The sequence below is a fragment of the Kineosporia sp. R_H_3 genome, assembly GCF_002198675.1.
In the GTDB taxonomy this organism is placed as follows: domain Bacteria; phylum Actinomycetota; class Actinomycetes; order Actinomycetales; family Kineosporiaceae; genus R-H-3.
Genome location: NZ_MWLL01000077.1, coordinates 21913 through 43841 on the forward strand (window position 1 = coordinate 21913; position 21929 = coordinate 43841).

The 21929-nt window shown below is 73.2% G+C and carries 26 protein-coding genes; 13 read left to right on the forward strand and 13 right to left on the reverse strand.

The window, feature by feature from the left end; all coding sequences use genetic code 11:
- Positions 1-57: 57 nt before the first annotated feature.
- The 3 genes from ECOMGDLI_RS04800 to ECOMGDLI_RS04810 form a co-directional block, all read right to left on the reverse strand.
- A complete protein-coding gene (locus ECOMGDLI_RS04800; protein WP_088314455.1) occupies positions 58-843 on the reverse strand; it encodes an SDR family NAD(P)-dependent oxidoreductase in 786 nt (261 codons plus the stop codon).
- Complete coding sequence (locus ECOMGDLI_RS04805; protein WP_088314458.1) at positions 840-1115, reverse strand: tautomerase family protein; 276 nt, start codon at positions 1113-1115, stop codon at positions 840-842. Before ECOMGDLI_RS04805 ends, ECOMGDLI_RS04800 begins: the two co-directional genes overlap by 4 nt.
- A gap of 69 nt (positions 1116-1184) precedes the next feature.
- Positions 1185-1916, reverse strand: coding sequence for an HAD-IA family hydrolase (locus ECOMGDLI_RS04810; protein WP_088314462.1), 732 nt, complete (start codon positions 1914-1916; stop codon positions 1185-1187).
- Positions 1917-2007: 91 nt separating this feature from the next.
- Here ECOMGDLI_RS04810 and ECOMGDLI_RS04815 point away from each other — a divergent pair, with 91 nt between their 5' ends.
- Entirely contained in the window at positions 2008-2796 is a 789-nt protein-coding gene (locus tag ECOMGDLI_RS04815) for a maleylpyruvate isomerase family mycothiol-dependent enzyme (protein WP_088314464.1), read from the forward strand.
- 53 nt (positions 2797-2849) lie between these two features.
- Positions 2850-4253 carry an MFS transporter gene (locus ECOMGDLI_RS04820; RefSeq protein WP_198954555.1) on the forward strand — a complete coding sequence of 468 codons (1404 nt, stop codon included), beginning with the start codon at positions 2850-2852 and terminating at the stop codon, positions 4251-4253.
- Here ECOMGDLI_RS04820 and ECOMGDLI_RS04825 read toward each other — a convergent pair.
- Positions 4226-5227, reverse strand: a complete 1002-nt coding sequence (locus tag ECOMGDLI_RS04825; protein ID WP_088314467.1) for an inorganic phosphate transporter — start codon at positions 5225-5227, stop codon at positions 4226-4228. The genes ECOMGDLI_RS04820 and ECOMGDLI_RS04825 overlap by 28 nt on opposite strands.
- A 96-nt stretch (positions 5228-5323) precedes the next feature.
- Between ECOMGDLI_RS04825 and ECOMGDLI_RS04830 the strand changes: the two genes are divergently transcribed.
- Both ECOMGDLI_RS04830 and ECOMGDLI_RS04835 read left to right on the forward strand, forming a co-directional pair.
- Complete coding sequence (locus tag ECOMGDLI_RS04830) at positions 5324-5944, forward strand: DUF47 family protein (protein WP_088314470.1); 621 nt, start codon at positions 5324-5326, stop codon at positions 5942-5944.
- 24 nt (positions 5945-5968) lie between these two features.
- Positions 5969-6745: a DUF1345 domain-containing protein gene (locus ECOMGDLI_RS04835; protein WP_198954556.1), complete on the forward strand. Its 777-nt coding sequence runs from the start codon at positions 5969-5971 to the stop codon at positions 6743-6745.
- Between the two features lie 6 nt (positions 6746-6751).
- Here ECOMGDLI_RS04835 and ECOMGDLI_RS04840 read toward each other — a convergent pair whose 3' ends face one another.
- Positions 6752-7456, reverse strand: a complete 705-nt coding sequence (locus ECOMGDLI_RS04840) for an NUDIX domain-containing protein (RefSeq protein ID WP_088314474.1) — start codon at positions 7454-7456, stop codon at positions 6752-6754.
- 91 nt (positions 7457-7547) lie between these two features.
- Here ECOMGDLI_RS04840 and ECOMGDLI_RS04845 point away from each other — a divergent pair, with 91 nt between their 5' ends.
- The 6 genes from ECOMGDLI_RS04845 (at position 7548) to ECOMGDLI_RS04870 (ending at position 13628) form a co-directional block, all read left to right on the forward strand.
- Positions 7548-8585 carry an SPFH domain-containing protein gene (locus ECOMGDLI_RS04845; RefSeq protein WP_088314477.1) on the forward strand — a complete coding sequence of 346 codons (1038 nt, stop codon included), beginning with the start codon at positions 7548-7550 and terminating at the stop codon, positions 8583-8585.
- 5 nt (positions 8586-8590) lie between these two features.
- Positions 8591-9499, forward strand: a complete 909-nt coding sequence (locus ECOMGDLI_RS04850; protein WP_088314548.1) for a hypothetical protein — start codon at positions 8591-8593, stop codon at positions 9497-9499.
- Positions 9500-9558: 59 nt separating this feature from the next.
- A complete protein-coding gene (locus ECOMGDLI_RS04855) occupies positions 9559-10578 on the forward strand; it encodes a 1-aminocyclopropane-1-carboxylate deaminase (protein ID WP_088314480.1) in 1020 nt (339 codons plus the stop codon).
- Positions 10579-10666: 88 nt separating this feature from the next.
- Positions 10667-12148, forward strand: coding sequence for a cryptochrome/photolyase family protein (locus ECOMGDLI_RS04860; protein WP_088314483.1), 1482 nt, complete (start codon positions 10667-10669; stop codon positions 12146-12148).
- A gap of 174 nt (positions 12149-12322) precedes the next feature.
- The gene (locus tag ECOMGDLI_RS04865) at positions 12323-12649 is read left to right on the forward strand and encodes a 2Fe-2S iron-sulfur cluster-binding protein (RefSeq protein WP_088314551.1); all 327 of its coding nucleotides are present in this window, start codon (positions 12323-12325) and stop codon (positions 12647-12649) included.
- A 55-nt stretch (positions 12650-12704) separates the two neighbouring features.
- Positions 12705-13628, forward strand: coding sequence for a catechol 2,3-dioxygenase (locus ECOMGDLI_RS04870; RefSeq protein WP_198954558.1), 924 nt, complete (start codon positions 12705-12707; stop codon positions 13626-13628).
- Between the two features lie 119 nt (positions 13629-13747).
- Here ECOMGDLI_RS04870 and ECOMGDLI_RS04875 read toward each other — a convergent pair whose 3' ends face one another.
- Positions 13748-14221: an HIT family protein gene (locus ECOMGDLI_RS04875; protein WP_198954559.1), complete on the reverse strand. Its 474-nt coding sequence runs from the start codon at positions 14219-14221 to the stop codon at positions 13748-13750.
- A gap of 218 nt (positions 14222-14439) precedes the next feature.
- Here ECOMGDLI_RS04875 and ECOMGDLI_RS34460 point away from each other — a divergent pair, with 218 nt between their 5' ends.
- Genes ECOMGDLI_RS34460 through ECOMGDLI_RS04885 form a run of 3 tightly spaced genes read left to right on the forward strand, consistent with a single transcriptional unit; the run spans position 14440 to position 15987 of the window.
- Positions 14440-14610 (forward strand): hypothetical protein, encoded by a 171-nt coding sequence (locus tag ECOMGDLI_RS34460; protein ID WP_158220901.1) that lies wholly within the window; start codon positions 14440-14442, stop codon positions 14608-14610.
- Positions 14611-14622: 12 nt separating this feature from the next.
- Positions 14623-15165 (forward strand): hypothetical protein, encoded by a 543-nt coding sequence (locus ECOMGDLI_RS04880; protein ID WP_088314488.1) that lies wholly within the window; start codon positions 14623-14625, stop codon positions 15163-15165.
- 36 nt (positions 15166-15201) lie between these two features.
- Positions 15202-15987, forward strand: a complete 786-nt coding sequence (locus ECOMGDLI_RS04885; RefSeq protein WP_088314491.1) for a hypothetical protein — start codon at positions 15202-15204, stop codon at positions 15985-15987.
- 5 nt (positions 15988-15992) lie between these two features.
- Here the strand turns inward: ECOMGDLI_RS04885 and ECOMGDLI_RS04890 are convergent, their stop codons facing one another.
- The 7 genes from ECOMGDLI_RS04890 to ECOMGDLI_RS04920 form a co-directional block, all read right to left on the reverse strand.
- Positions 15993-17084, reverse strand: coding sequence for an NADH:ubiquinone reductase (Na(+)-transporting) subunit F (locus ECOMGDLI_RS04890; RefSeq protein ID WP_088314494.1), 1092 nt, complete (start codon positions 17082-17084; stop codon positions 15993-15995).
- A 40-nt stretch (positions 17085-17124) separates the two neighbouring features.
- The gene (locus tag ECOMGDLI_RS04895) at positions 17125-18048 is read right to left on the reverse strand and encodes a catechol 2,3-dioxygenase (protein WP_088314497.1); all 924 of its coding nucleotides are present in this window, start codon (positions 18046-18048) and stop codon (positions 17125-17127) included.
- A 98-nt stretch (positions 18049-18146) separates the two neighbouring features.
- Positions 18147-18473 (reverse strand): phenol hydroxylase subunit P4, encoded by a 327-nt coding sequence (locus ECOMGDLI_RS04900; RefSeq protein WP_088314500.1) that lies wholly within the window; start codon positions 18471-18473, stop codon positions 18147-18149.
- A gap of 14 nt (positions 18474-18487) precedes the next feature.
- Positions 18488-20029, reverse strand: a complete 1542-nt coding sequence (locus ECOMGDLI_RS04905) for a YHS domain-containing protein (RefSeq protein ID WP_088314502.1) — start codon at positions 20027-20029, stop codon at positions 18488-18490.
- A gap of 13 nt (positions 20030-20042) precedes the next feature.
- On the reverse strand, positions 20043-20351 hold the full coding sequence (locus tag ECOMGDLI_RS04910) for an MmoB/DmpM family protein (RefSeq protein ID WP_088314505.1): 309 nt from the start codon (positions 20349-20351) through the stop codon (positions 20043-20045).
- A 1-nt stretch (position 20352) separates the two neighbouring features.
- Entirely contained in the window at positions 20353-21357 is a 1005-nt protein-coding gene (locus ECOMGDLI_RS04915) for a phenol 2-monooxygenase (protein ID WP_088314507.1), read from the reverse strand.
- A gap of 49 nt (positions 21358-21406) precedes the next feature.
- Positions 21407-21841: a hypothetical protein gene (locus ECOMGDLI_RS04920; protein WP_143447517.1), complete on the reverse strand. Its 435-nt coding sequence runs from the start codon at positions 21839-21841 to the stop codon at positions 21407-21409.
- Between the last annotated feature and the right edge of the window lie 88 nt (positions 21842-21929).

The following is a 21929-nucleotide window of genomic DNA, read 5'->3' on the forward strand; positions in this document are numbered from 1 at the left end:
TTGCGCACGTGAAGACGCAGTCTCGGGGTGGTTGCCGCACCAGAGGACGAGCGGGTGTCAGTGGATGCCCCGGTGCCCGCCGGCGTCGAGGTACATGACCGAGCCGTGCATGAGGTCGGCCTCGGGGTCGAGCAGGACCGTGACGCCCCAGGCGACCTCCGCCGCCGTCGGCAGCCGGCCGAGGCTGTTCTCGGCCGCGTAGGACGCCCAGACCGCGTCGAACGGCTCGCCCCGTTCGGCGGCGACCGCCTCGACGATCCGCCGCAGCCGCGGGGTGTCCGCCGGGCCGGGGCTGATCGTGTGCGTCGTGACGCCGCGCGGGCCGTAGATGAGCGAGAGCTGGCGCATGAGGTTGAAGACGCCCGCGTTGATCGCCCCCGGGCCGGCCTCGGTCGCGCGCGGCTCGAGCCCGAGGGACCCGGCGAACGTGACGATCCGGGAGCCCCGGACGAGGTGGTCCCGGACGGCGTGCACGAGGCGCAGCAGCCCGCCCATCTTCACGTCGGCCCCGACCGCGAGCATCGACGGGTCGATCGTCTCGGCCGAGCCGCGCACCGGCAGCCCGGCGGCGAACACCGCCATCCGGACGCCGCCCGGCCGCTGCGCGAGGGCCGCCTCGACACCGGCGCCGATCGCCCCGACGGCCGAGGCGTCGCCGATGTCCGCGACGCACGGCAGCACGCCCGGCAGCCGGGCGGCGAGCTCGTCGAGCGACTCCTTGCTCCGCGCGACGGCGAGCACGCGCAGCCCGCGGCCGACGAGCCGCTCGACGACCGCCGAGCCGATGGAGCCGGTCGCGCCGACGACGACCGCGAGATCGGCGCCCAGGTCGGCGTCCGTCATGCCTGCCCTGCCCCCGCGCCGTCCGCCGCAGCGTCTGCGGCCTCGCGGGCCAGCGCCGCCTGCTTGCGGGCCTCGACGTCCGCGGCCCGGGCGACGTCCGCCGGCACGCCGCCGATCCCCCAGGCGTGCGGCGGGAACTGGGTGATGTAGGTCCGGACCCGGTCGATCGGGGAGCCGGTGATCTCGGCGACCAGCGCGGCGACCCGCTCGTGGAGCTCGCGGATCACCTCCGGCGGGCGGCCTTCCATGAGGTCGATGCGGACGAGGGGCACGGCTACCTCCGCTGGTCGGTGCTGGGGTTCATCCGGGTGCTGGATCCGTCTGTCGGTGCGCCGACGCTCTCACGCCGGGACGTCGAGCGGGTCGGGTGTTCCGTCGTCCGCGCGGACCGTCCCGCCGGGCAGCCCGAGCAGCGCCCGGACGCCGGCCAGGACGGCCGTCGGGTCGCCGTGCGGCATGCGGACGGCGCGCAGCCCGGCGACGAGGCCGCCCTCGACGTTCCACGGCATGTCGTCGAGGTACACGATCTCCTCGGGCCGCAGGCCCATCGCCTCGACCGCGAACCCGTAGGCGCGCGGGTCGGGCTTGAGCACACCGGTCAGGGAGCCGTCGACGACGCTGTCGAACAGCGCCACCCACTCCTGCTCGGCGACCCACTCGCGGCCGTGGAAGTCGGCCATGTCGTTCGTCAGCGCGGCGAGCCCGAGCCCGGCCGCGCGCACGTCGCGCATGAGGTCGAGGGTCTGCGCCCGCAGCCAGCCGGCCGACGGCCCCGTGTAGAGCGCCTGCATGAGGGCCCTCGTCGGCCCGCCGTCGCCGTCGATCCCGAGGGCCTCGACGATCTCGGCGCCGCGCACCGCCCAGTACTCCCGCTCGCTCACCTCGCGGACGAGCATCCGGTGCCACAGGTCGTCACGGGGGCCGGCGACACCGCCGAGCGGTGCGAGGAGCCGGGCCAACCGCTCCTCGCGCTCCGCCAGCCGGTTGACGAGCACCGGGCCGGCCGCGAGCACGACGCCGCCGATGTCGAGGAGGAGCCCGCGGGCGGGCGCGTCGGGGTCGGGTCCGCTCACGGGACGACCGTACGGTCGTGAACACGGGCCGGCGCGGGTACGTTCGGCTCTCGGGAACGTCCCCACCGCCGTCCACCCACAGGAGCCACGAGTGCCCTCGCCCGCCGACGCCACGATCCACGCCCTCCGCACCGGCCACGACGACCTCGCCCCGTTCGTCGCAGGGCTGTCCCCGGACGACCTCGTCCGGCAGTCCGTCGCGACCGAGTGGGACGTCTCCCAGGTCGTCAGCCACCTCGGCAGCGGCGCCGTCATCGGGCTCGAGGCCCTCGAGTCGGCGCTCGAGGGCCGGCCCACCGTCGCCGACTTCAACCAGGGCGTCTGGGCCCGCTGGGACGACATGTCCCCGGCCGCCCGCCAGGTCGGCTTCGACGCCGCGAACGCCGCGCTCGTCAAGCGCTACGAGGACCTGGACGACGCGACCCGCGCCGACCTGCGGATCGACCTGGGCTTCCTGCCGGCACCGATCGACGTCCGCACGGCCGGCAACTTCCGGCTCAACGAGTTCGCCCTCCACTCGTGGGACGTCCGCGCGACCTTCGACCCCGCCGCGACCGTGCGTGCCGACGCGGTGGAGCCCCTGCTCGACCACATCGGGATGCTCCTCGGCTGGATCGGCAAGCCCGCCGCGCTCGAGGGCCGGACGGCGACCGTACGGGTCACCACGACGGGCCCGGACCGCACGTTCGGGCTGGCGATCACGGACGGCGTCGCGCTCGTCGACGCACCGGACGACGCCGACGCGACGCTCACCCTGCCCGCCGAGGCCTGGCTGCGCCTGCTCACGGGCCGGCTGCGCCCCGAGCACACCCCCGCGGGGGTCGAGGCGACCGGGTCGGTCGACCTGGACACCCTGCGCCGCGTCTTCCCGGGCTACTGACCGGCACCGGCGGGGGCACGGACCTGCGCTACGGGTCGGCGGCCGGCCGCTGGGTGCTCCTCGCGACGATCCTCGGCTCGGGCATGGCGATGCTCGACAGCACGGTCGTCAACGTCGCGCTCCCGAGCATCGGGGCCGACCTCGACGCCGACGTCGCCGGGCTGCAGTGGACCGCGAACGGTTACCTGCTCACGCTCTCCGCGCTCATCCTGCTCGGCGGCTCGCTCGGCGACCGGCTCGGCCGGCGCCGGGTGTTCGTCGTCGGCACGGTGTGGTTCGCGGCGGCCAGCCTGCTCTGCGGGCTGGCGCCGTCGGTCTGGACGCTCGTCGCCGCCCGGATGCTCCAGGGCGTCGGCGGCGCGCTCCTCACCCCGGGCAGCCTCGCGATCATCTCGGCGGCCTTCGCGCCGTCCGACCGCGGCCGGGCGATCGGCGCCTGGTCCGGGCTCATGGGCATCTTCGGCGCCGCCGGGCCGTTCGTCGGCGGCTGGCTCATCTCGGCCTTCTCGTGGCGGTGGGCGTTCCTCGTCAACGTCCCGGTGGCGCTCGCCGTGGTGCTCGTGACGCTGCGCCACGTGCCGGAGAGCCGCGGTTCCGCCGGCGCGCACGAGGGTGCCGGCCCGTGGCACGGCCTCGACGCCGCCGGCGCCGCCCTGGCGGCGACGGCCCTCGGCCTCGTCAGCTGGGCGCTGGTCACCTGGCCGGAGCGCGGCGCGGGCGGCGCCGTCCTCGTCGCGGGGCTCGCCGGGCTCGCGGCCGGGGCCGCGTTCGTCGTCGTCGAGCGCCGGGTCGACCACCCGATGGTGCCGATGTCGCTGTTCTCCGCACGGGCCTTCAGCGCGACGAACGCGACGACGTTCCTCGTCTACGCGGGCCTGGGCGGCATGTTCTTCCTTCTCGTGCTCACGCTGCAGGTCGTCGCCGGGTTCTCGCCGCTCGCGGCCGGCGCCGCGCTGCTGCCGGTCACGCTCATCATGCTCGTGCTCTCGCCCCGGATGGGCGGGCTCGTCGCCCGCACGGGGCCCCGGCTGCCGATGGTCGTCGGGCCGCTCGTGGCGGCGGCCGGAGCGGCGCTCACGAGCCGGCTCGGTGCGGACGCGCAGTACCTGCGCGACGTCGTCCCGCCGATCGCCGTCTTCGGGCTGGGGATGGCGGTCACGGTGGCGCCGCTGACGACGACGGTGCTCGCCGCCGCCCCGGACCGGTACGCCGGTGTCGCGAGCGGGATCAACAACGCCGTCGCGCGGGCCGGCGGCCTGCTCACCGTCGCGGCCCTGCCGCTCGTCGTCGGGCTGACCGGCGACGCCTACCGCGACCCGGCCCTGCTGCTGCCGGCCTTCCGGACCGGGCTGCTGCTGTGCGCCGCCCTGCTCGCGGCCGGTGCCGTCGTCAGCGCGGTCGCCCTGCCCCGCAACGGTTCCGGGCAGGCTCAGGCGATCAGCGACAGCACGCCGTAGACCGCCGCCGCGGCCAGCGCCGCCATCGGGATCGTCAGCACCCAGGCGACGACCATGCTGCGCGCGACCCCCCACCGGACGGCGGACAGCCGCCGGGTGGCACCGACGCCCATGATCGACGAGCTGATGGTGTGCGTCGTCGAGATCGGCGCCGCGAACACGAAGGCCGTCACGTAGAGCACCGACGCCGCCGTCGTCTCGGCGGCGAGCCCGCGGGGCGGGTCCAGCTCGATGACGCGGCGCCCGAGGGTGCGCATGATCCGCCAGCCGCCGGACCACGTGCCGAGCGCGATCGCCGTGGCGGCGGCGAGGGTGACCCACAGCGGGATGTCTCCGCCGGCGTCCGCGAAGCCGCCGGCGACGAGCGCGAGGGTGATGACACCCATCGTCTTCTGGGCGTCCTGCAGGCCGTGCCCCATCGCCATCGCCGCCGCGGAGAGCCGCTGGCCGTGCCGGAATCCGCGGGACACCCGGTGCGGGTTCGCCCCGCGGAACGCCCAGAGGATCGCCACCATGAGCAGGTAGGCCACGGTGAATCCGACGAGCGGCGAGAGGACCATCGGGACGACGACCTTGTCGAGGATCACCGACCAGTGCACGGTGACGGACGCCGCGATCCCGGCGCCGGCGAGCCCGCCGATGAGCGCGTGGGACGACGAGGAGGGCAGCCCGAGCACCCACGTCGCGAGGTTCCAGGCGATCGCCCCGACGAGACCGGCGAGCACGACGACGAGGCCGCGCCGGCCACCGCCGGGGTCGACGATCCCGCTGCCGATCGTCTTGGCCACCTCCTGCCCGAGCAGGGCGCCGACGAGGTTGAGGACGGCGGCCATCCCGAGCGCCACCCGGGGCGTGAGGGCCCGGGTGGAGACCGAGGTGGCGATGGCGTTCGCCGCGTCGTGGAAGCCGTTCGTGTAGTCGAAGGCGAGCGCCACGACGACGACGAGCACGACGAGGACCGTGAGGGTGGACATCGACGGGCCGAGTACCCGATCACCACGCCGGGAAACCCGCGTGCGCCCGAAGATCGCGCACGCATGAACGACTCCCGGGCGGGGTACCCGACGGGCATGCGCCTGAGCCTCACCCCGCGCGACACGGTCTTCTTCGACCTGTTCGCCGACGCGGCCGCGAACCTCGTCGAGGGCGCGGACCTGCTGCACCGCGTCGTCACCGCGGAGCCGGCCGACCGCCCCGACCTCGTGGTCCTGCTGCGCGACGCCGAGCACCGCGGCGACGAGATCACCCACACGACGATGCGGCGGCTCAACTCCACGTTCGTCACGCCGTTCGACCGCGAGGACATCTACGCCCTCGCCTCCGCGGTCGACGACTGCATCGACCACATCGAGGAGGCCGGGACCCTCGTCGTGCTCTACCGGCCGCACCTGCTGCCGGGCGCCGTCCTCGAGCAGGTCGAGGTGATCCGGGCCCAGGCCCGCTGCACCGCCGAGGCGCTGCCCCGGCTGCGGACGATGACCGACCTCGACAGCTTCTGGACCGAGATCAACCGGCTCGAGAACGTCGCCGACGACATCCACCGGCGCTTCCTCGGGGAGCTCTTCGCGAACGGCACCGACGCCATCGAGGTGCTCAAGGTCAAGGAGGTCGTCGACGCCCTGGAGTCCGCGGCCGACGCCTTCGAGAAGGTCGCGAACCACGTCGAGACGATCGCCGTCAAGGAGTCCTGAGCCCGGACGCGGCACCATGGTCGCGTGACGACCGACGGCCCCCTGCCCGACCCCGCCGACGAGGCGGCCCACGCGGCGATGCACGCCCGGATGCGCGCCGGCGGCCGGACGGCGGTACCGGCGTGGCTGCGCGAGACGGCGGGCGAGCCGCGCTGGCAGGCGATGGTGGCCGTCGTCGTCATGATCGCCCTGCAGCTGCGGCTGCCCGATGCCCTGTCCGCGCAGAACGCGATGCCGGTCGGGCTGCAGTCGTCCGGGCGCTGGCTGCTCCCGGGGCTGCAGGCGCTGCTCGGGGTCGTGCTCGTCGTCGCGAACCCGCGCGACATCAAGCACGCGTCGCCGGGCCTGCGGCTGGTGACCCTGACCCTGCTCGGCGTCGCGAGCCTGGCGAACGCGATCTCGGCGGTCAGTCTCGTGACCGCCATCGTCTCCGGCGCGCCGAGGCTGTCCGCCCAGGAGGTGCTGCTCGACGGCGGCACGATCTGGCTGACGAACATCCTCGTCTTCGGGCTCTGGTACTGGGAGCTCGACCGGGGCGGCCCGCGGGCGAGGGCCCGCGCCGAGCGTCGGCACCCCGACTTCCTGTTCCCGGAGATGACGAACCCGGACGTCGCGGACCCGGACTGGGAGCCGCACGTCGTCGACTACCTCTACGTCGCCTTCACGAACGCCACGGCCTTCAGCCCGACCGACACGGTCCCGTTCTCGCGCTGGTCGAAGCTCGCGATGACGCTCCAGTCGACGGTGTCGCTCGCGGTCGGTGCGCTCGTCATCGCGCGGGCGGTCAACGCGCTGGGGTGAGCCGGGTCAGCGCTCCGGCCGCAGGATCGGCGGGTTGAGCGCCGTCGCGGGGCCGGCCCGGAAGAGCTGGGCCGGGCGGCCCCCGGCGGCCGTCGTCGTGCGGCCCGTCGGCTCGACGAAACCCGGTGCACCCGTGCACTTGCGGTGGAAGTTGCGCGGGTCGAGGCCGGTGCCCCATACGACGTCGTAGACCCGTCGCAGGTCGGCGATCGTGAACTCGCCGGCGCAGAACGACGTCGCGAGCGTCGTGTACTCGAGCTTCGCGCGGGCCCGCTCGACGCCGTCCCGCAGGATCGTCGCGTGGTCGAAGGCGAGCGGCCCGCCGGGGACCAGCAGCCGGTCGACGGGGGACCAGTGCGCCTGCCGGGCGTCCCCGCCGGCGACGGGCAGCGGCAGGTCGGCGGCGAGGCCCAGGTAGGCGACGCTCACGACGCGCATCCGCGGGTCCCGGTCGGGGTCGCCGTAGCTGCCGAGCTGCTCGAGATGCCCCGGCACGTCACCGATCCCGGTCTCCTCGCCGAGCTCGCGACGGGCGGCCTCGCCCAGCCCCTCGCGGGGGCGGACGAAGCCGCCGGGCAGTGCGAGACGCCCCTCGTACGGCTGCTCGCCTCGACGGACGACGAGCACCTGGAGCGCGTCGTCGCGGATCGTCAGGACGACGAGGTCGACCGTCACCGCGAACGGCGGGTAGTCGCCCGGGTCGTAGTCCATCCGTCCTCCTCGGGCGGGCGCCAGGTCTTGTCGTCACCTTGACGATAACAGCAGGCTTAGTTATCGTCGATATGACGATAAGGAGAGATCGATGGCAGACATCACCCGCGTCCTGTTCCTGCGCCACCTCAGCGCCTCGGCGACGAGCCACGTGGTCCACCGCCGCCGGGGCAGGGTCGTCCACAGCGGCCAGGGCCTCGCGTTCTGGTTCCGGCCGCTGACCTCGACCGTGAGCGAGGTCCCGGTCGACGACCGCGAGCTCCCGCTGCTCTTCCACGCCCGGACCGCCGACTTCCAGGACGTCACCGTCCTCGCGAGCGTGAGCTACCGCTTCGCGGACCCCGAGCTCGTCGCGACCCGGCTCGACTTCGGCATCGAGACCGACCTGGGCACCTGGCGCAGCGACCCGCTCGACCAGGTGTCGACGTTGCTCACCCAGCTCGCGCAGCAGCACGCCCTCGACCTGCTCGCCTCGATGCCGCTCGCGGAGGCGATGACCGGCGGCGTGGCCGCCGTCCGGGAACGGGTCGGCGCCGGCCTCGCCGCCGACGAGCGGCTGCGCGACACCGGCATCGCGACGGTCGGCGTCCGGGTCGTCGGCGTCCGGCCCGAGCCCGACGTCGAGCGGGCGCTCCAGACCCCGGCCCGCGAGCTGGTGCAGCAGGAGGCCGACCGCGCGACGTACGAGCGCCGGGCCCAGGCGGTGGAGCGGGAGCGCACGATCAGCGAGAACGAGCTCCAGTCCCGGATCACGCTGGCGACCCAGGAGGAGCAGCTCGTCGCGCAGGAGGGCACGAACGCGCAGCGCCGGGCCACCGAGGCCGCGGCCGCGGCGCGGATCGAGGCCCAGGCCCGCGCGGACGCCGACCGGCTCGCGTCGCAGGCCCGTGCGGACGGGCTGCGCGCCGTCGGCGCGGCCGAGGCGGACGCCGAGCAGGCCCGGATGGCCGCCTACGCCGGAGCCGGGCAGGGCGTGCTCCTGGCCCTCGCGCTGCGCGAGCTCGCGGGCTCGCTGCCGGAGATCGGGTCGCTGACCCTCAGCCCTGACGTCCTGACCGGCGCGCTCGCCCGGCTCGCCGCGGTGCCCGCCGGCCCGGCGGCCGACGCCGACGCCGACCGGGGGCGGTGACGGCGGTGCCGCTCGCCCCCCGGGTCGTCGTCGTCCACCGGCGCTCCGAGCTCGACGAGCTCGTCGACCGGCACGGCACCCGCGGCCAGGTCGAGTTCTTCCTGCGCGGGCGGGGCCGCGGGCTCGGCGAGGTGCAGGCCCGGCACGACGCCCTCGTGCTCGCCCGCCGCCGGGTGGCCGCGGCCGTCCCGCAGGGCTGGCGGACGGCGTCCGCCGAGCGGGCCGACCTCGACCGGTTCGCGTTCGAGCCGCAGGACGTCGTCGTCGCCGTCGGGCAGGACGGTCTCGTCGCCAACGCCGCGAAGTACCTCGACGGCCAGCCCGTCGTCGGGGTCGACCCGGAGCCGGGGCAGCACCCGGGGGTCCTCGTCCCGCACCCGGCCGACGCGGTCGGCGCGCTGCTCACGGCCGCCGCCGACGGCCGGGCGCGCTGCCGCCCGCTGACGATGGTGCGGGCGACGGCGGACGACGGCCAGCACCTCGACGCCCTCAACGAGCTGTACCTCGGGCACCCGACGCACCAGAGCGCCCGCTACGTCGTCCGGGCCGGCGGCCCCGTCGCGGAACGGCAGTCGTCGTCCGGCGTCGTCGTCGGGACCGGCACCGGCGCGACCGGCTGGTGCCGCTCGCTCGCCGCGGAGCGCAGCAGCCCGCTCGCCCTGCCGCGCGCCGACGACCCGGAGCTCGCCTGGTTCGTCCGGGAGGCGTGGCCGTCGCCGACGACCCGGACGACGCTCACCGAGGGGCTGCTCGGCCCGGACGACGCGCTCGAGGTCGTCGTCGAGAGCGAGTCCCTCGTCGTGTTCGGCGACGGGCTGGAGGCCGACCGACTCGTCCCGGTCTGGGGGCAGACCGTCCGGCTGCACCGGTCGCCGCGGGTGCTGCGGCACGTCGTCGGTGCCGGGGGCCGCTGACGGGGCAGCCCGGCGCACGGCAGTATGTCCTGACAAGCCGTCGCCTGCGAGGAGTCCCCATGGCCCTGTCCGACCACCCCCGCACCCCGCTGCTCTTCGGCCCGTCGCCGGTGCACCCCCTCGAGCGCCTCACGGCGCACCTCGGTGGTGCCCAGGTCTGGGCCAAGCGCGAGGACTGCAACTCGGGGCTGGCCTTCGGCGGCAACAAGGTGCGCAAGCTGGAGTACCTGGCGGCCGATGCGCTCGCCAAGGGCTGCGACACGCTCGTCTCGATCGGCGGCGTGCAGTCGAACCACACCCGGGCCGTCGCGGCCGTCGCGGCCCGGCTCGGCCTGAAGTGCGTGCTCGTCCAGGAGTCGTGGGTCGACTGGCCGGACGCCGTCTACGACCGGGTCGGCAACATCCTGCTCTCCCGGCTCATGGGCGCCGACGTCCGGCTCGTGCAGGCCGAGTTCGGCATCGGGTTCAAGGAGTCCTGGGAGCAGGCGCTCGCGGACATCGCCGCGGCCGGCGGCACGCCGTACGCGATCCCGGCGGGTGCGAGCGACCACCCGCTCGGCGGTCTCGGGTTCGCCGGCTGGGCCGCGGAGGTCGCCGAGCAGGAGCAGCAGCTCGGGGTCTTCTTCGACACCGTCGTCGTGTGCTCGGTGACCGGCAGCACCCAGGCCGGCATGGTCGCCGGCTTCGCCGCGCTCGAGGAGGCCGGCGGCCGGAAGCGCCGCGTCCTCGGCGTGGACGGCTCGGCCAAGCCGGTCGAGACCCGCGACCAGGTGCTGCGCATCGCCCAGGGCACCGCGAAGCTCCTCGACGTGCAGCGCGAGCTGACCCTCGACGACGTCGAGCTCGACGAGCGCTACCACGCCGGCATCTACGGCATCCCGGACGACCAGACCCTCGACGCGATGCGCCTCGCCGCCCGGACCGAGGGCATGATCACCGACCCCGTGTACGAGGGGAAGAGCATGGCCGGCCTCGTCGACCTGGTGGCCCGCAAGGAGATCGGCGCCGACTCCACGGTCCTCTTCGCGCACCTGGGCGGGCAGCCCGCGCTCAACGGGTACAGCGCGCTGTTCCGCTGATCCCTGCGGCCGGCGCGGTCGCACGCCCGACGGCGCCCCCGGGTCCTCCGGCGGGCGCCGTCGGGCGTCCTGGGGTTGACTGGGCGCCGTGAGCGTCCGGTGGCTGTTCGGTGACCAGCTCGGCCCGCACTTCACCGACGACCTCGCCGACGACGCCCCGGTGCTCCTCGTCGAGTCGCGCCGGGTGTTCGCGCGCAGGCGGTTCCACCGGGCGAAGGCGCACCTCGTGCTGTCGGCGATGCGGCACCGTGCCGCCGAGCTCGGCGACCGGTGCACGTACGCACAGGTCGGCACGTACGCCGAGGCGCTGGACGCCGTCCGCGGGCCGGTGACCGTCGCGTACCCGACGTCGCACGCGGCGCTGCGCCTCGTGCAGGCCCGCGACGACGTCGAGGTGCTGCCCGCGCGCGGGTTCGCCACGCCGATGCCGGAGTTCGCCCGCTGGGCCGACGGCCGCGGCGCGCGCCGGCTGCTCCTGGAGGACTTCTACCGCGACGCGCGCCGCCGGCTCGACGTCCTCATGGACGGCGACGAGCCCGCGGGCGGGCGGTGGAACTTCGACGCCGACAACCGCGAGCCGCCGCCCCGTGACGGCCGGCTCGCCGTCCCGGGCCCGTGGTGGCCGGCCGAGGACGACGTCGACGCGCAGGTCCGGGACGACCTCGACCGCTGGGAGCGCGACGGCGACGTGGCGTTCGTCGGCCGGGATGGTCCGCGCCGGTTCGCCGCGACCCGGGCCGAGGCGCTGGCCGCGCTGGACCACTTCGTGACCCACCGGCTCGACGCGTTCGGGCCGCACGAGGACGCCATGCTCGCCGACGACCCGTGGATGGCCCACTCGCTGCTGTCGGCCCCGATGAACCTCGGCCTGCTCGACCCGCTGGAGGTCGTCGCGCGCGCCGAGCAGGCCTACCGCACGGGTGCGGCGTCGCTGCAGTCCGTCGAAGGCTTCGTCCGGCAGGTGATCGGCTGGCGGGACTACGTCTGGCACCTCTACTGGCACCAGCCGCCGGGCTACCGCGACCGCAACGCGCTGGCAGCCGGCGAACCGCTCCCGCAGTGGTTCGCGGACCTCGACGCCGACGCCGTCGAGGCACGCTGCCTGTCGACGGTGCTGGCCGGCGTCCGGGACCACGGCTGGGTGCACCACATCCCGCGGCTCATGGTGCTCGGCAACTGGGCGCTCCAGCGCGGCGTCGACCCGGCGGCGCTCACCGACTGGTTCCACCGCTGCTTCGTCGACGGCTACGACTGGGTGATGGTGCCCAACGTCGTCGGGATGTCCCAGCACGCTGACGGCGGGGTGATGGCGACGAAGCCCTACGCGTCCGGCGGGGCGTACGTCGACCGGATGAGCGACTTCTGCCGGGGCTGCCGGTACAACCCGAAGAAACGGCTCGGCCCGGACGCGTGCCCGTACACCGCCGGCTACTGGGCCTTCCTCGACCGCACCCGGGACCGGCTCGCCGGCAACCACCGGATGGCGCAGCCGCTCAAGGGCCTCGAACGGCTCGCCGACCTCGGCGCCGTCGTCGCGCAGGAGCGGGACCGGGGCACCAGCGCCCCCTGACGTCACCCGTCCGCGCGCAGGCTCCCGGGACCTTCGGCCCTTGGTGGTCATCCACGTTCCGCAGGAAGGAATGTGACGGGGGTCCGGCCGCGCGGGAACGCACTCTGGCCCTCACGAGGACGCCGACGGCAGGTGATGCTGGCGTCGTCCGGACACGAAGGGGTGGAGGTGACGATGCCACGGCTCACCGTCGCGGACAGCGACGTCGAGGTGCTGCTCAAGCCCGGGGAGACGATCCTCGGCGGGCTGCACCGCGCCGGTTACGCGGCGCGGACGGGCTGTCTGCGGGGCGGCTGCGGCGTCTGCAAGGTCGAGGTCACGCAGGGGTCGGTGACGTACGCCGAGACCGTGGCCGAGACCGTCCTCACCTCCGAGGAACGCACGTCCGGGATCTGCCTCATCTGTCGCGCCGTGCCCCAGGAGGACACGGTCATCGCGCCGCGGCCGGAGTTCAAGCTCCGCTGCGTCGCCCCCTTCCTCGCCGCGCTCGCGCGGAAGTGAAGGGTCCTGTCGCAACGCCACCGCACGTACGCACGCACCGACCGAAGGAGCTCGGATGTCCGACGTCCTGAGAATGGGCTACGTCCACGCCAGGGTCACCGACCTGGCCCGCGCCAAGGACCACTACGCGAACACGCTCGGCCTGTACCCGACCCTCGAGGAGGACGGGAAGCTCTACTTCAAGGGCTGGGACGAGTGGGACCACCACTCGGTCGTCCTCGAGGAGGGCGGCGTCGGGGCCGTGAAGTTCGGCTTCAAGGTGATGGACACGGCGGGCCTGGAGCGGATCGAGAAGAAGGCGCAGACCTTCGGCGACTGCACCGTGACCCGGATGAGCGCCGGTGAGAACCGCGAGGTCGGCGACGGGATCCGCGTGCAGCTCGACTGCATCGGCCACACCTTCGAGTTCTACACCGACATGACGGCCGTCGGCCTCGAGGTCGGCACGCACAACCCGGACGCGTTCCCGCGCCACCTCGTCGGCATCGGCGCCCCGATGCTCGACCACGCGCTGCTCATCGGCGAGGACATCGACACGGCCGCCCGGTTCTTCATGGAGGTCACGGACTTCTACACGACCGAGCGGGCGCAGACCGACCTGTCGGACGAGGCGCAGACCATCGCCTACTGGCTGTCGTCCATGCAGAAGGTCCACGACATCGCGCTCCTGCGCGGCGAGAACGGCAAGCTGCACCACTTCGCGTTCCAGATGCGCGACTGGAACGACATCCTCCACGCGGCGGACCTGTTCGCGATGGACGACGTCCCGATCGACGTCGGCCCCACCCGCCACGGCATCACCCGGGGCGAGACGATCTACTTCTTCGACCCGGCCGGCAACCGCAACGAGACCTTCGCCGGCGGCTACACGTCGTACCGGGACCGCCCGACGATCATCTGGACGGCGGACCAGCTCGCGAAGGGCATCTTCTACCACGCCCGCGAGCTCAAGGAGTCCTTCACGTCCGTCTACACGTGACGGGCTGAGCGTCCCCCGGGACGCCGAACCCGCTGTCCCGCAACGGGGCGAGGGCCCGGACCACCCACCCGGTGGTCCGGGCCCTCGCGCGTCGCGGGACCGGCCGGACGGCGTCCCGCTCACAACGCGCGGCGGATCTCGGCGGCCAGCGCCGCCTGCTCGGCGTCGGTCACGTCGAGCACCCCGTTCTCGGCCATGAGCGCGTGGAACTGCTGGCGCTCGTAAGGGACCCCGGGCGGCAGCGGCGCGACGTGCCAGTGCACGTGCGCGTTGCCGTCCTGGCTGCCGAGGCTCAGCACGTAGAGCCGTTCGGTCGGGACCGCTCTGGAGACCGCCCGACCGACCCGGTGAACGACCTTCTGCAGGTGCAGGTACTCGGGCAGGTCGAGGTCCTGGACGACTCCCTCCACGTGCCGCTTCGGGGCGACGATGCAGTACCCGCGCAGGGTCGGGTACCGCGAGAGGAACGCCACGGCGTCGTCGTCCTCGAAGACCATCTGGTGCTCGTAGCCCGCGGTGCCGTCGAGGAACGCGCAGACGAAGCACGGCCCGCGCCGCGCCCGCTCCACGTAGGCGTCGAGGTCGAAGGTCACGCGCTCAGTCTGCCCGCCACAGCGCAACCACAACCCCGTCCCGGCTGCACGAGCAGGCCGTCGGGGCAGGTTGTGGTTGCGTTGTGGCGCGTGCGGGTCGGCGGATCCCCCAACGGGCCCCCGGGCGAGCGGGCGATCCCCGACGCGCCGAGGTCCCCGCCCGGCCGACGATCGGTGCACGGACGGGGACCCACCCGCCGGGGACCGAGGAGGCAACCATGTACACCGTCGTCCAGTCCGTCGGCCGGACCAGCTACCGGCACTCCTGCGATCATGGTTTCTGCACCGTCTGCGGCGGGGTGTGGCCCTGTGCCCGCGCCGACGCCGACGTCGCCGTCCCGGCGGTCCCGGTCCCCCGGCTCGCCGCCGACCGGACCGGCGGACACTGACCGGGAGCGCACATGGGCACGACCTACCTCATCGTCGACCCCGACCGCCAGGAGTTCCTCGACCCCGTCGTCCTGATGCGGTCCGACCGGTTCGCGGGTGTCGTCGCCGGGCCGCCGGCGCAGGCGGTGCTCCTGCTGACAGCCCGCGGGGCCGACCTGGACGGGCTCCCGCACGCCGGCCGCTGGCACGGCGACCGGGTGCTCCTCGCCGGTGACGGCGACGCGGCCGACCTGCACGGCGTCCGCACCGCCCTTCCCGACCGCCCGGGCCGCAACCTGGTCGGCCTGGCCGAGGAGGAGTACACCGACCTCAGCCTGGCCGCGCTCGCCCTCGTCCTGCGGGCGGACCGGGCCGGCGCGACGCAGTGGGCCACGGCAGCGGCGCAGGACGACGCCGTGCTGGTCCGGCTCGCCGCAGCGGCGCTCACGAGCGGTTCGGCCACGCTGCGCGACGCGCTGGCCCACGGCGTCGGCACCGACTGGGAGCGGCGGTACCGGAAGGCCGCCGGACGCGACACCCCGATCACCCGGCGGCTGCACCGCGCCGGTGCGTGAGACCGGGCACGAGAGGACCGACACGAGAGGACCGACATGGACCTGAGCGTCTTCTACGCGGGCCTGCTCGCGGCGCCCTCCGCCGCCGAACGGGTGTGGGGTGTCGACCGGTGGACCGAGTACTTCGGCGACGACGCGCACCTGCTGCCGCTCCTCGACGACGACGCCCCTGTCGTGCGCAGCCACGGCGGCCGGCGGCTGCTGGTCGAGGTCCGCGCAGTGGCGCTCGTCGCCCTCCAGGACCGGCACCGGGGCGCACGGCACGGCTGGCCGTACGGGCCGGTGGTCGTCCGGCGGGCCATGCCGGTGGACGACGCGACAGCGCAGGCCCGGGCGGCGCTCGACGCGCTCGACCCGGCGGAGCGCGACGGCGTGACCGACCGGGTCGCCGCGACACTCGCCGAACGCGTCGGACCACCGCCGGACGACGTCGACGCCTGCCGCGCGTACTGCACGCTCCTCGCGCTCGACCTCGTCCCCTACGAGGTGCAGGAGGTGGACCCCACGACGCTGCTCACACCGCTGCAGGTCGCCGTCCACCGGTCCCAGCTCGTCAGCCCACGACCGGTGCCGCACCTGAGGTTCGACGGCCCGGGCGGGACGGTCGGTTACCTCTACCGGGACGGTACCTGGGTCCACGACCTCGACGAGAGCCCGCTCGGCCGCGACGTCGCGCGCTTCCTGGAGCGGCTCGCCGCCGCCCAGCCACGGCGCTGGACCGCGGCCGCAGCAGCCGCCGAGGACGACCTCGACCACCTCCGGCACGTCGCCGACGCGCTCGCCCGCGTGTGCCCCTGCACCGTCGTGACGGACGACGCCTGACCGGCTCAGCGCTTGATGAGCGGCGACCGCACCGTCCCGGCGGCCCGGTTGCTCTCGTCGAGGAACTCCTCGCGGTACATGTCCCGTGGGAAGAGCTGCTTGGACATCAGTGTGCGCATCGCGGCGTCAACCATCGCCGGCGGCCCGCAGACGTACGCGACGTGGCCTCGCAACGTCTCGTGGTCGGCGGCCAGGACGTCGGTGACCATCCCGGACGCGTACCCCTCGGCCTCCTCCTCGGACAGGCACGGCCGGTAGGTGAACCGGTCGGGGAAGCGCGCGGCGAGGTCGCTGAACAGCGCGACGTCGTAGAGCGCCGCCCGGGTGCGCGCGCCCTGGTAGAGGCTCAGGTGGGCGGGCCCGGGACCGTGCTCGGACGGCCCGTCGAGGAGCACCCGTCTGATCATCGAGGCGATCGGGGCGAGGCCGGTGCCGCCCGCGACGAGCACCGCGCGGTCCGGGCGCGACATCCGGACGACGAACCGCCCGTACGGGCCGGTGAGCCGGACGACGTCGCCCGCAGCGAGCCCGGCGAACACCCAGCCGTCGCTGCACGCCCCGCCCGGGGTCCGGCGGACGTGGAACTCCAGCGTCCTGCCGGACGACGGCGGGTTGGCCATCGAGTACGTCCGGGTGACGCCCTCCCGGCCGCCGACGAGCGCGGGCGGGAGCTGCCACGCCATGTACTGGCCGGCGTCGAAGGCGATCTCGCGGTCGAGCTCGACGACGACCCGGCGGGTGTCGAGGGCGATGTCCTCGACGAGCGTCACCGTGCCCGTGTAGTCGTCGACGGCGTGCGACGGGGTCTCCTCGTCGGCGTCCATGTCGGCCTCGACGACGACCGGGCCGCGCGGACGCGCGCAGCACATGAGCAGCTTCTCCTCGCGCTCGAAGTCCATGAGCGCGAAGGAGGAGGAGTCCCCGTGGTCGACGTCGCCGTCGACGAGCTCGGCCTTGCACGTGCCGCAGGTGCCGTGGGTGCACGAGTGCGGCACCCAGACCCCCGCGCGCAGGCAGGCGTCGAGGATCGTCTGGTCCTCGCGGCAGGCGACCTCGACGCCGAGCGGCTCGACGGTGACCATGTGGCTGTCCACCACGGGGCTCCTCCTCCGGTTCGGGCGGGTGGTGCGGGACGGCTCAGGTGAGGACGCTCGTGAACCGCTCGTTGAGCTCCCGCTGGATGTAGAAGATGCCCTTGCCGAGCTGCTCCGGCGTCCAGTTGACGGTCGGGCGGTCGGGGTAGGCGACGTACCCGCCGGAGAAGACCTCGTTGCGGTTGCCCGACGGATCGAAGAAGTAGATCGTCTCGCCGCGGGTGATGCCGTGCTGCGTCGGGCCGACGTCCACCGGGACGTCGTCCATCGCGAAGAGCTGGCCGGCGTGCTTGATGGCCGCCCAGTCCGCGAGCTCGAACGCGAAGTGGTGGAGCTTGCCGTTCGGGCCACCGATGATCGCGATGTCGTGCACCGTGTTGCCGGCGCTCATCCAGGTGCCGATGTAGTCGGCGTCGTCGTCGAGCGAGGTGACGACGCGCTCGGTGGCGTAGAACCCGAGGACGTCGTGGAAGAACCGGTCCATCCCCTTGACGTCCTCGGCGGTGATGAGCGCGTGGTCGATCCGGGGCGCGCCGACGCCGACGAGGTGCCGCGGGAACACCTCCGGGTTGTGGGTGCCGACCTCGGTGCCGTACGCGGTCATCGAGTGGTAGACCTCGACGACGTGCTCGGACGGCGTGACCATCCGCAGCCCGTCGCTCACCTCGAGGTTCTCGCCGGCGCTCATCCGCTCGACGCTCACGCCGAAGGTGCGCGCGGCCGCCTCGATGCCGTCGAGGTCGCCCGGGTCGTTGACCTTGAACCCGAGCTTGACGACGCCGACGCCGCCCTCCTCGAGGACGACCGAGTGGTGGTCCCACTCGTCCCAGCCCTTGTAGTAGACCGAGGTCGGGGTCTCGTGGACCGGGTACAGGCCCATCGTGCTGCCGTAGTGGCCCTTCGCCGCCGACAGGTCGGTGACGCGGGCATGGACGTATCCGAGGCGGGTGACTCCGTGCAGGGGCATGGCGGACCGGCTTTCGTCAGGAGGGTCACGGCAGGGTGGGACGAAGGTCCGCCGGGCGCCGCGGGAGGCGCCCGGCGGACCGGTTCACGGCGTACAGGTCACGCTGCGACGCACGTGATGAGGCTCTTGTGCCCGACGCCGAGGGCCTCGAGGCTCTCGTCGCCGGCGGGGCTGATGGGCTTGTCGTCGACGGTCCAGGTGAAGGTCGTCGTCGCGGCGTCGAACTCGGGGTCGCAGGAGAACAGCGGGTTCACCATGCCTCCCACGAAGTCGTTCCACGACATCGCCTTCGGCGCCCGGAAGCACGCCGCCGCGCAGAACCAGAGGTTGCCCTTCCACCACAGGTGGACGAGCTGGTCGTCGCCGTAGAGCTCCTGGCGGGACCGCGAGGGGAACTTGTACTCGCCGATCGAACGGACGGCCATCGTCTGCTCTCCTCTCAGTTCCCGGCCACCGGAGCAGGGGCCTGCTCCTCGGCGCTCGACGTCGCGTGCCATGTCTCCCAGGCGGTCTGCTCGAGGTTCCCGGCGATCTCGCCGTTGTCCCCGGGCTGGAGCTTGTACCAGGCCAGGACGTCGGGGACCGTCGGGCCGCCGCAGTTGCCCTGGTAGATCTGGTGGACGGGCAACCAGGCCTGCACGTACTTCTCCGGCTCCCGCTCGAAGATCCACTGGCAGCCGTCGGAGCAGAAGTCGTACCGCTCGCCCTCGAACTCGGTGTGCCGCTGGCAGATCGTCGTCGGGTCCCCGGGCTCGGTGAAGAGCATCGGCACCTGGCACACCTGGCACAGCTGGGGCAGGCCCTGGTAGAAGTACCGGCCACCGTTGTCGACGACCGCGGCGGCCTTGCCCCACAGCGGCTTGTAGAGCTTCTCGAAGGTCTGCGGGTACTGCTCCGCCAGCCACTTCTGGGCGTCCTCGCTCGGGATCGTCGTCGTGAAGCCGGCGGCGAACGAGAACTGGTAGAGCGTCCAGTAGACCTGGTGGGAGAGGACCTCCTTCTCCGCGATCGCGTGCTCGACGTGCCGCGGGGGCGTGATGCCGTAGTAGGCGAGGTCCGGGAAGAGACCGCCCAGCATCTGCTCCTCGAAGTAGAGCTCGAACGCCTCCTTCCAGCTCATGACCTTGCGCGGCAGCATGTAGTCGAGCATCTGGCTCACGAGCGCGAGGAGCCGGTAGCCCCGCCAGAACCACTTGTCGATCCAGGCCTGGACGATCGGCACGTTGTCCGGGTCCTGCTCGAGCATGAACTTGATGGCCTCGAGGCCCAGCGTCATGTGCCGGCTCTCGTCGCTCTGCGCCGAGAAGCCGAACGTCATCGTCGGCAGGTCACCGTTGAAGCTGGCGCCGGACATGAACGGCACGAAGAGCAGGTTCGTCAGCAGGTACTCGAACGAGAACCCGATGGCGATGAGGAACTCGAACGGCCCGGCGGTGACGGCGTCGTCGAAGTAGGACTTCGGCACGGACAGGTACCAGACGCGGTCGTGCTGGTGCTGCCAGGAGTGCATGCCCTGGTAGTACTTGTTGTAGTTCGACAGCGTGTGGATCTCGGTCTGCGCGTGCCGCAGCTCGTCCTGGCTCTGGCACAGCGCCGCGAACCGCGGCCCGGGTCCGTTGAGGAACCGCGCGAGGTAGGCGAAGTTGCGGTGCGCCTGGTACTCCAGCGGCGTGACGCCCTGGAGGAACAGCTTCATCGCGTTGAGGTAGCTGGGGTCCGTGAGCTGCAGGTGGCCCTGGCCCTGGGCGAAGGAGTCGAGGACGGCGTACAGCCGCTTGTCCTTCTCCGCCTGGTACTTCATGTACGCGTCGATGGTCAGGCGGAAGGGGTCCTCCCACTTGGACCAGTCGTGGATCTTGATCCCCTCGAAGGACGTGTACGGGTACGCCTTGTCCTCGTCCACGTAGGACAGGTCCCAGTCGAGGTCGCGGGTCAGCGCTGCGTAGCGCTGCTTCATCGAGAGCTTGCGGGGTGCGGCCATGTCCGGGTCTCCTTCAGTGGTCCCACTGGATGAGGATCTGGTCGTCGTCCCACTCGGCGATGTGGCCGAAGTACGACACGATCGCGAGCTGGAACTCGTGGGTCTCCCACTCGCGGCCCAGCCGCTGCTCGACGCTCTCGCGGTTGACGACGATCCGCGTCGGCGAGGTGATGCGGACGAGGCCCGGCATGTGCCGGACGGCGCAGTCGGCGTTGTCGGCCTCGATGGCCTCGACGACCGCGCGGTTCTCCTCGGTCTCCTGGATGTCGACGCCCACCTGGCGGGCGCGCGTGGTCCGGGTGGAACCGGTGCTCTGCGTCATGTCAGCTCTCCTCGGGGGCGAACGCCGCGGCGAGCGCCCGGGCTCGGGTCTCGACGTAGGCGACGGCGCCGGCGTCGAGGCAGCGGTCGGCGATCCGGGCGACACCCAGCGCACCCTCGAGCGCACCGGGCAGCAGCCGGGCGACGAGCGCGGAGAGCTCGGCCTTGTTCGCCGCACCGTGCTCGGGGTCACGGCCCCAGGCCGCGTAGAGCGCGTCCACCCAGCGACGGTTGTCCGTGAACCAGCCGGACAGGTGCTGCGCGACGAGCGAGTACGCACCGGCACCGCCGAGGAGCGCGGTCTCGTCGAGGTGGGTGTAGAGCAGCCCGTAGATCAGCTGGTCGGCCAGGTCGAGCCCGACGTGCTGCGCGGCCCAGTCGTCCTCGACGAGGAGCAGCTCGACGTACTTGCGCAGCGGCTGCAGGTCGGCGTCCTCCATCCAGGCCTGCTTGGCGCTGACGAGGATGCCGTCCGACCCGCCGTCGAGCGAGATCCCGAGGCGGCTCAGCAGCTGGGCGTTGCCGACGCGGTCGAAGGACGCGTACGACAGGCACTGCGTGATCGTCGTCCCGTAGCCGAACCGGCATCCGAAGGCGCCGATGAGCTGCCCTCCGGACTCGTAGTGCCGCAAAGGGATCACGGCCCGGGCGACGAGGTCCTTCCAGCCCTGCGGGAGCCGCTCCACGAGGTCGCGGTTCTCCAGGTACGCGAGCGTCGAGGCGAACGCCTCGTGCAGGTGCGCCCGGGACGTCACGTACGGCGCGTAGTAGAACTGCCGCGGGTCGACGAAGGAGTACGGGTCGGTCAGCCGCAGCGCCGAGTACTCCGGGTCGTAGATCTCGTGGGTCGGGTCCCACAGCGGCCGGTAGTGGAAGTTCGCCGTCGCCTGGACGTCGACCGAGCCTTCCTCGTAGCGGGTCGCCGGCCGGTCGCCGTAGCGCTCGGTGAGGTTGGTGAAGGTCTTGCGCCGGGGTTCGATGACCTGGGTGCGCAGCTCGTACTGCACGAAGCCTCCTCGGTTCGTGGTCAGGGCAGCCGGGGGTGATGCGTGCTGCTCAGAGCGAGACGGGGTGGTGCGGGAGCCCGGCCTCGGTGAGGAGCAGCAGGAGCAGGTCGGCGACCTCCTCCGGGCCGGCCAGCTCGCTCGCGGGGCCGGGCGGGACGCCGTCCCCGACGAGCCGGCCGTAGGCCACGCCGTCCTCGAAGCGGGTCGAGACCCGGACGGCGCGGTTGCGGTACGTGACGCTGAAGGCGAGCTCGCCGTCGGCGACCTCGTCGAAGAGGCCCATGTGGTCGTCGCTGTCGTCGAGCACCGCGTTCGCCTCGCACAGCAGCTGCTCGCACAGCGACCGGACGGCGACGTGACGGTCGGCCCCGACGTTGACCGGCATCCCGGTGGACGGGCGCGTCCTGTACCGCAGCGGCTCGGAGGGCTCGTCGTCCACGTCGGCTCCGACGAGCTCGGCGACCCGGACCATGAACGGCGTCATCGTGCGCTCCCTCCGTGCGGCCGCTTCGGTGCGGCGTCGCCACGGTGAGCCAGGACACGTGACCGGGAGCGGGGCCGTTCCGCGGCCC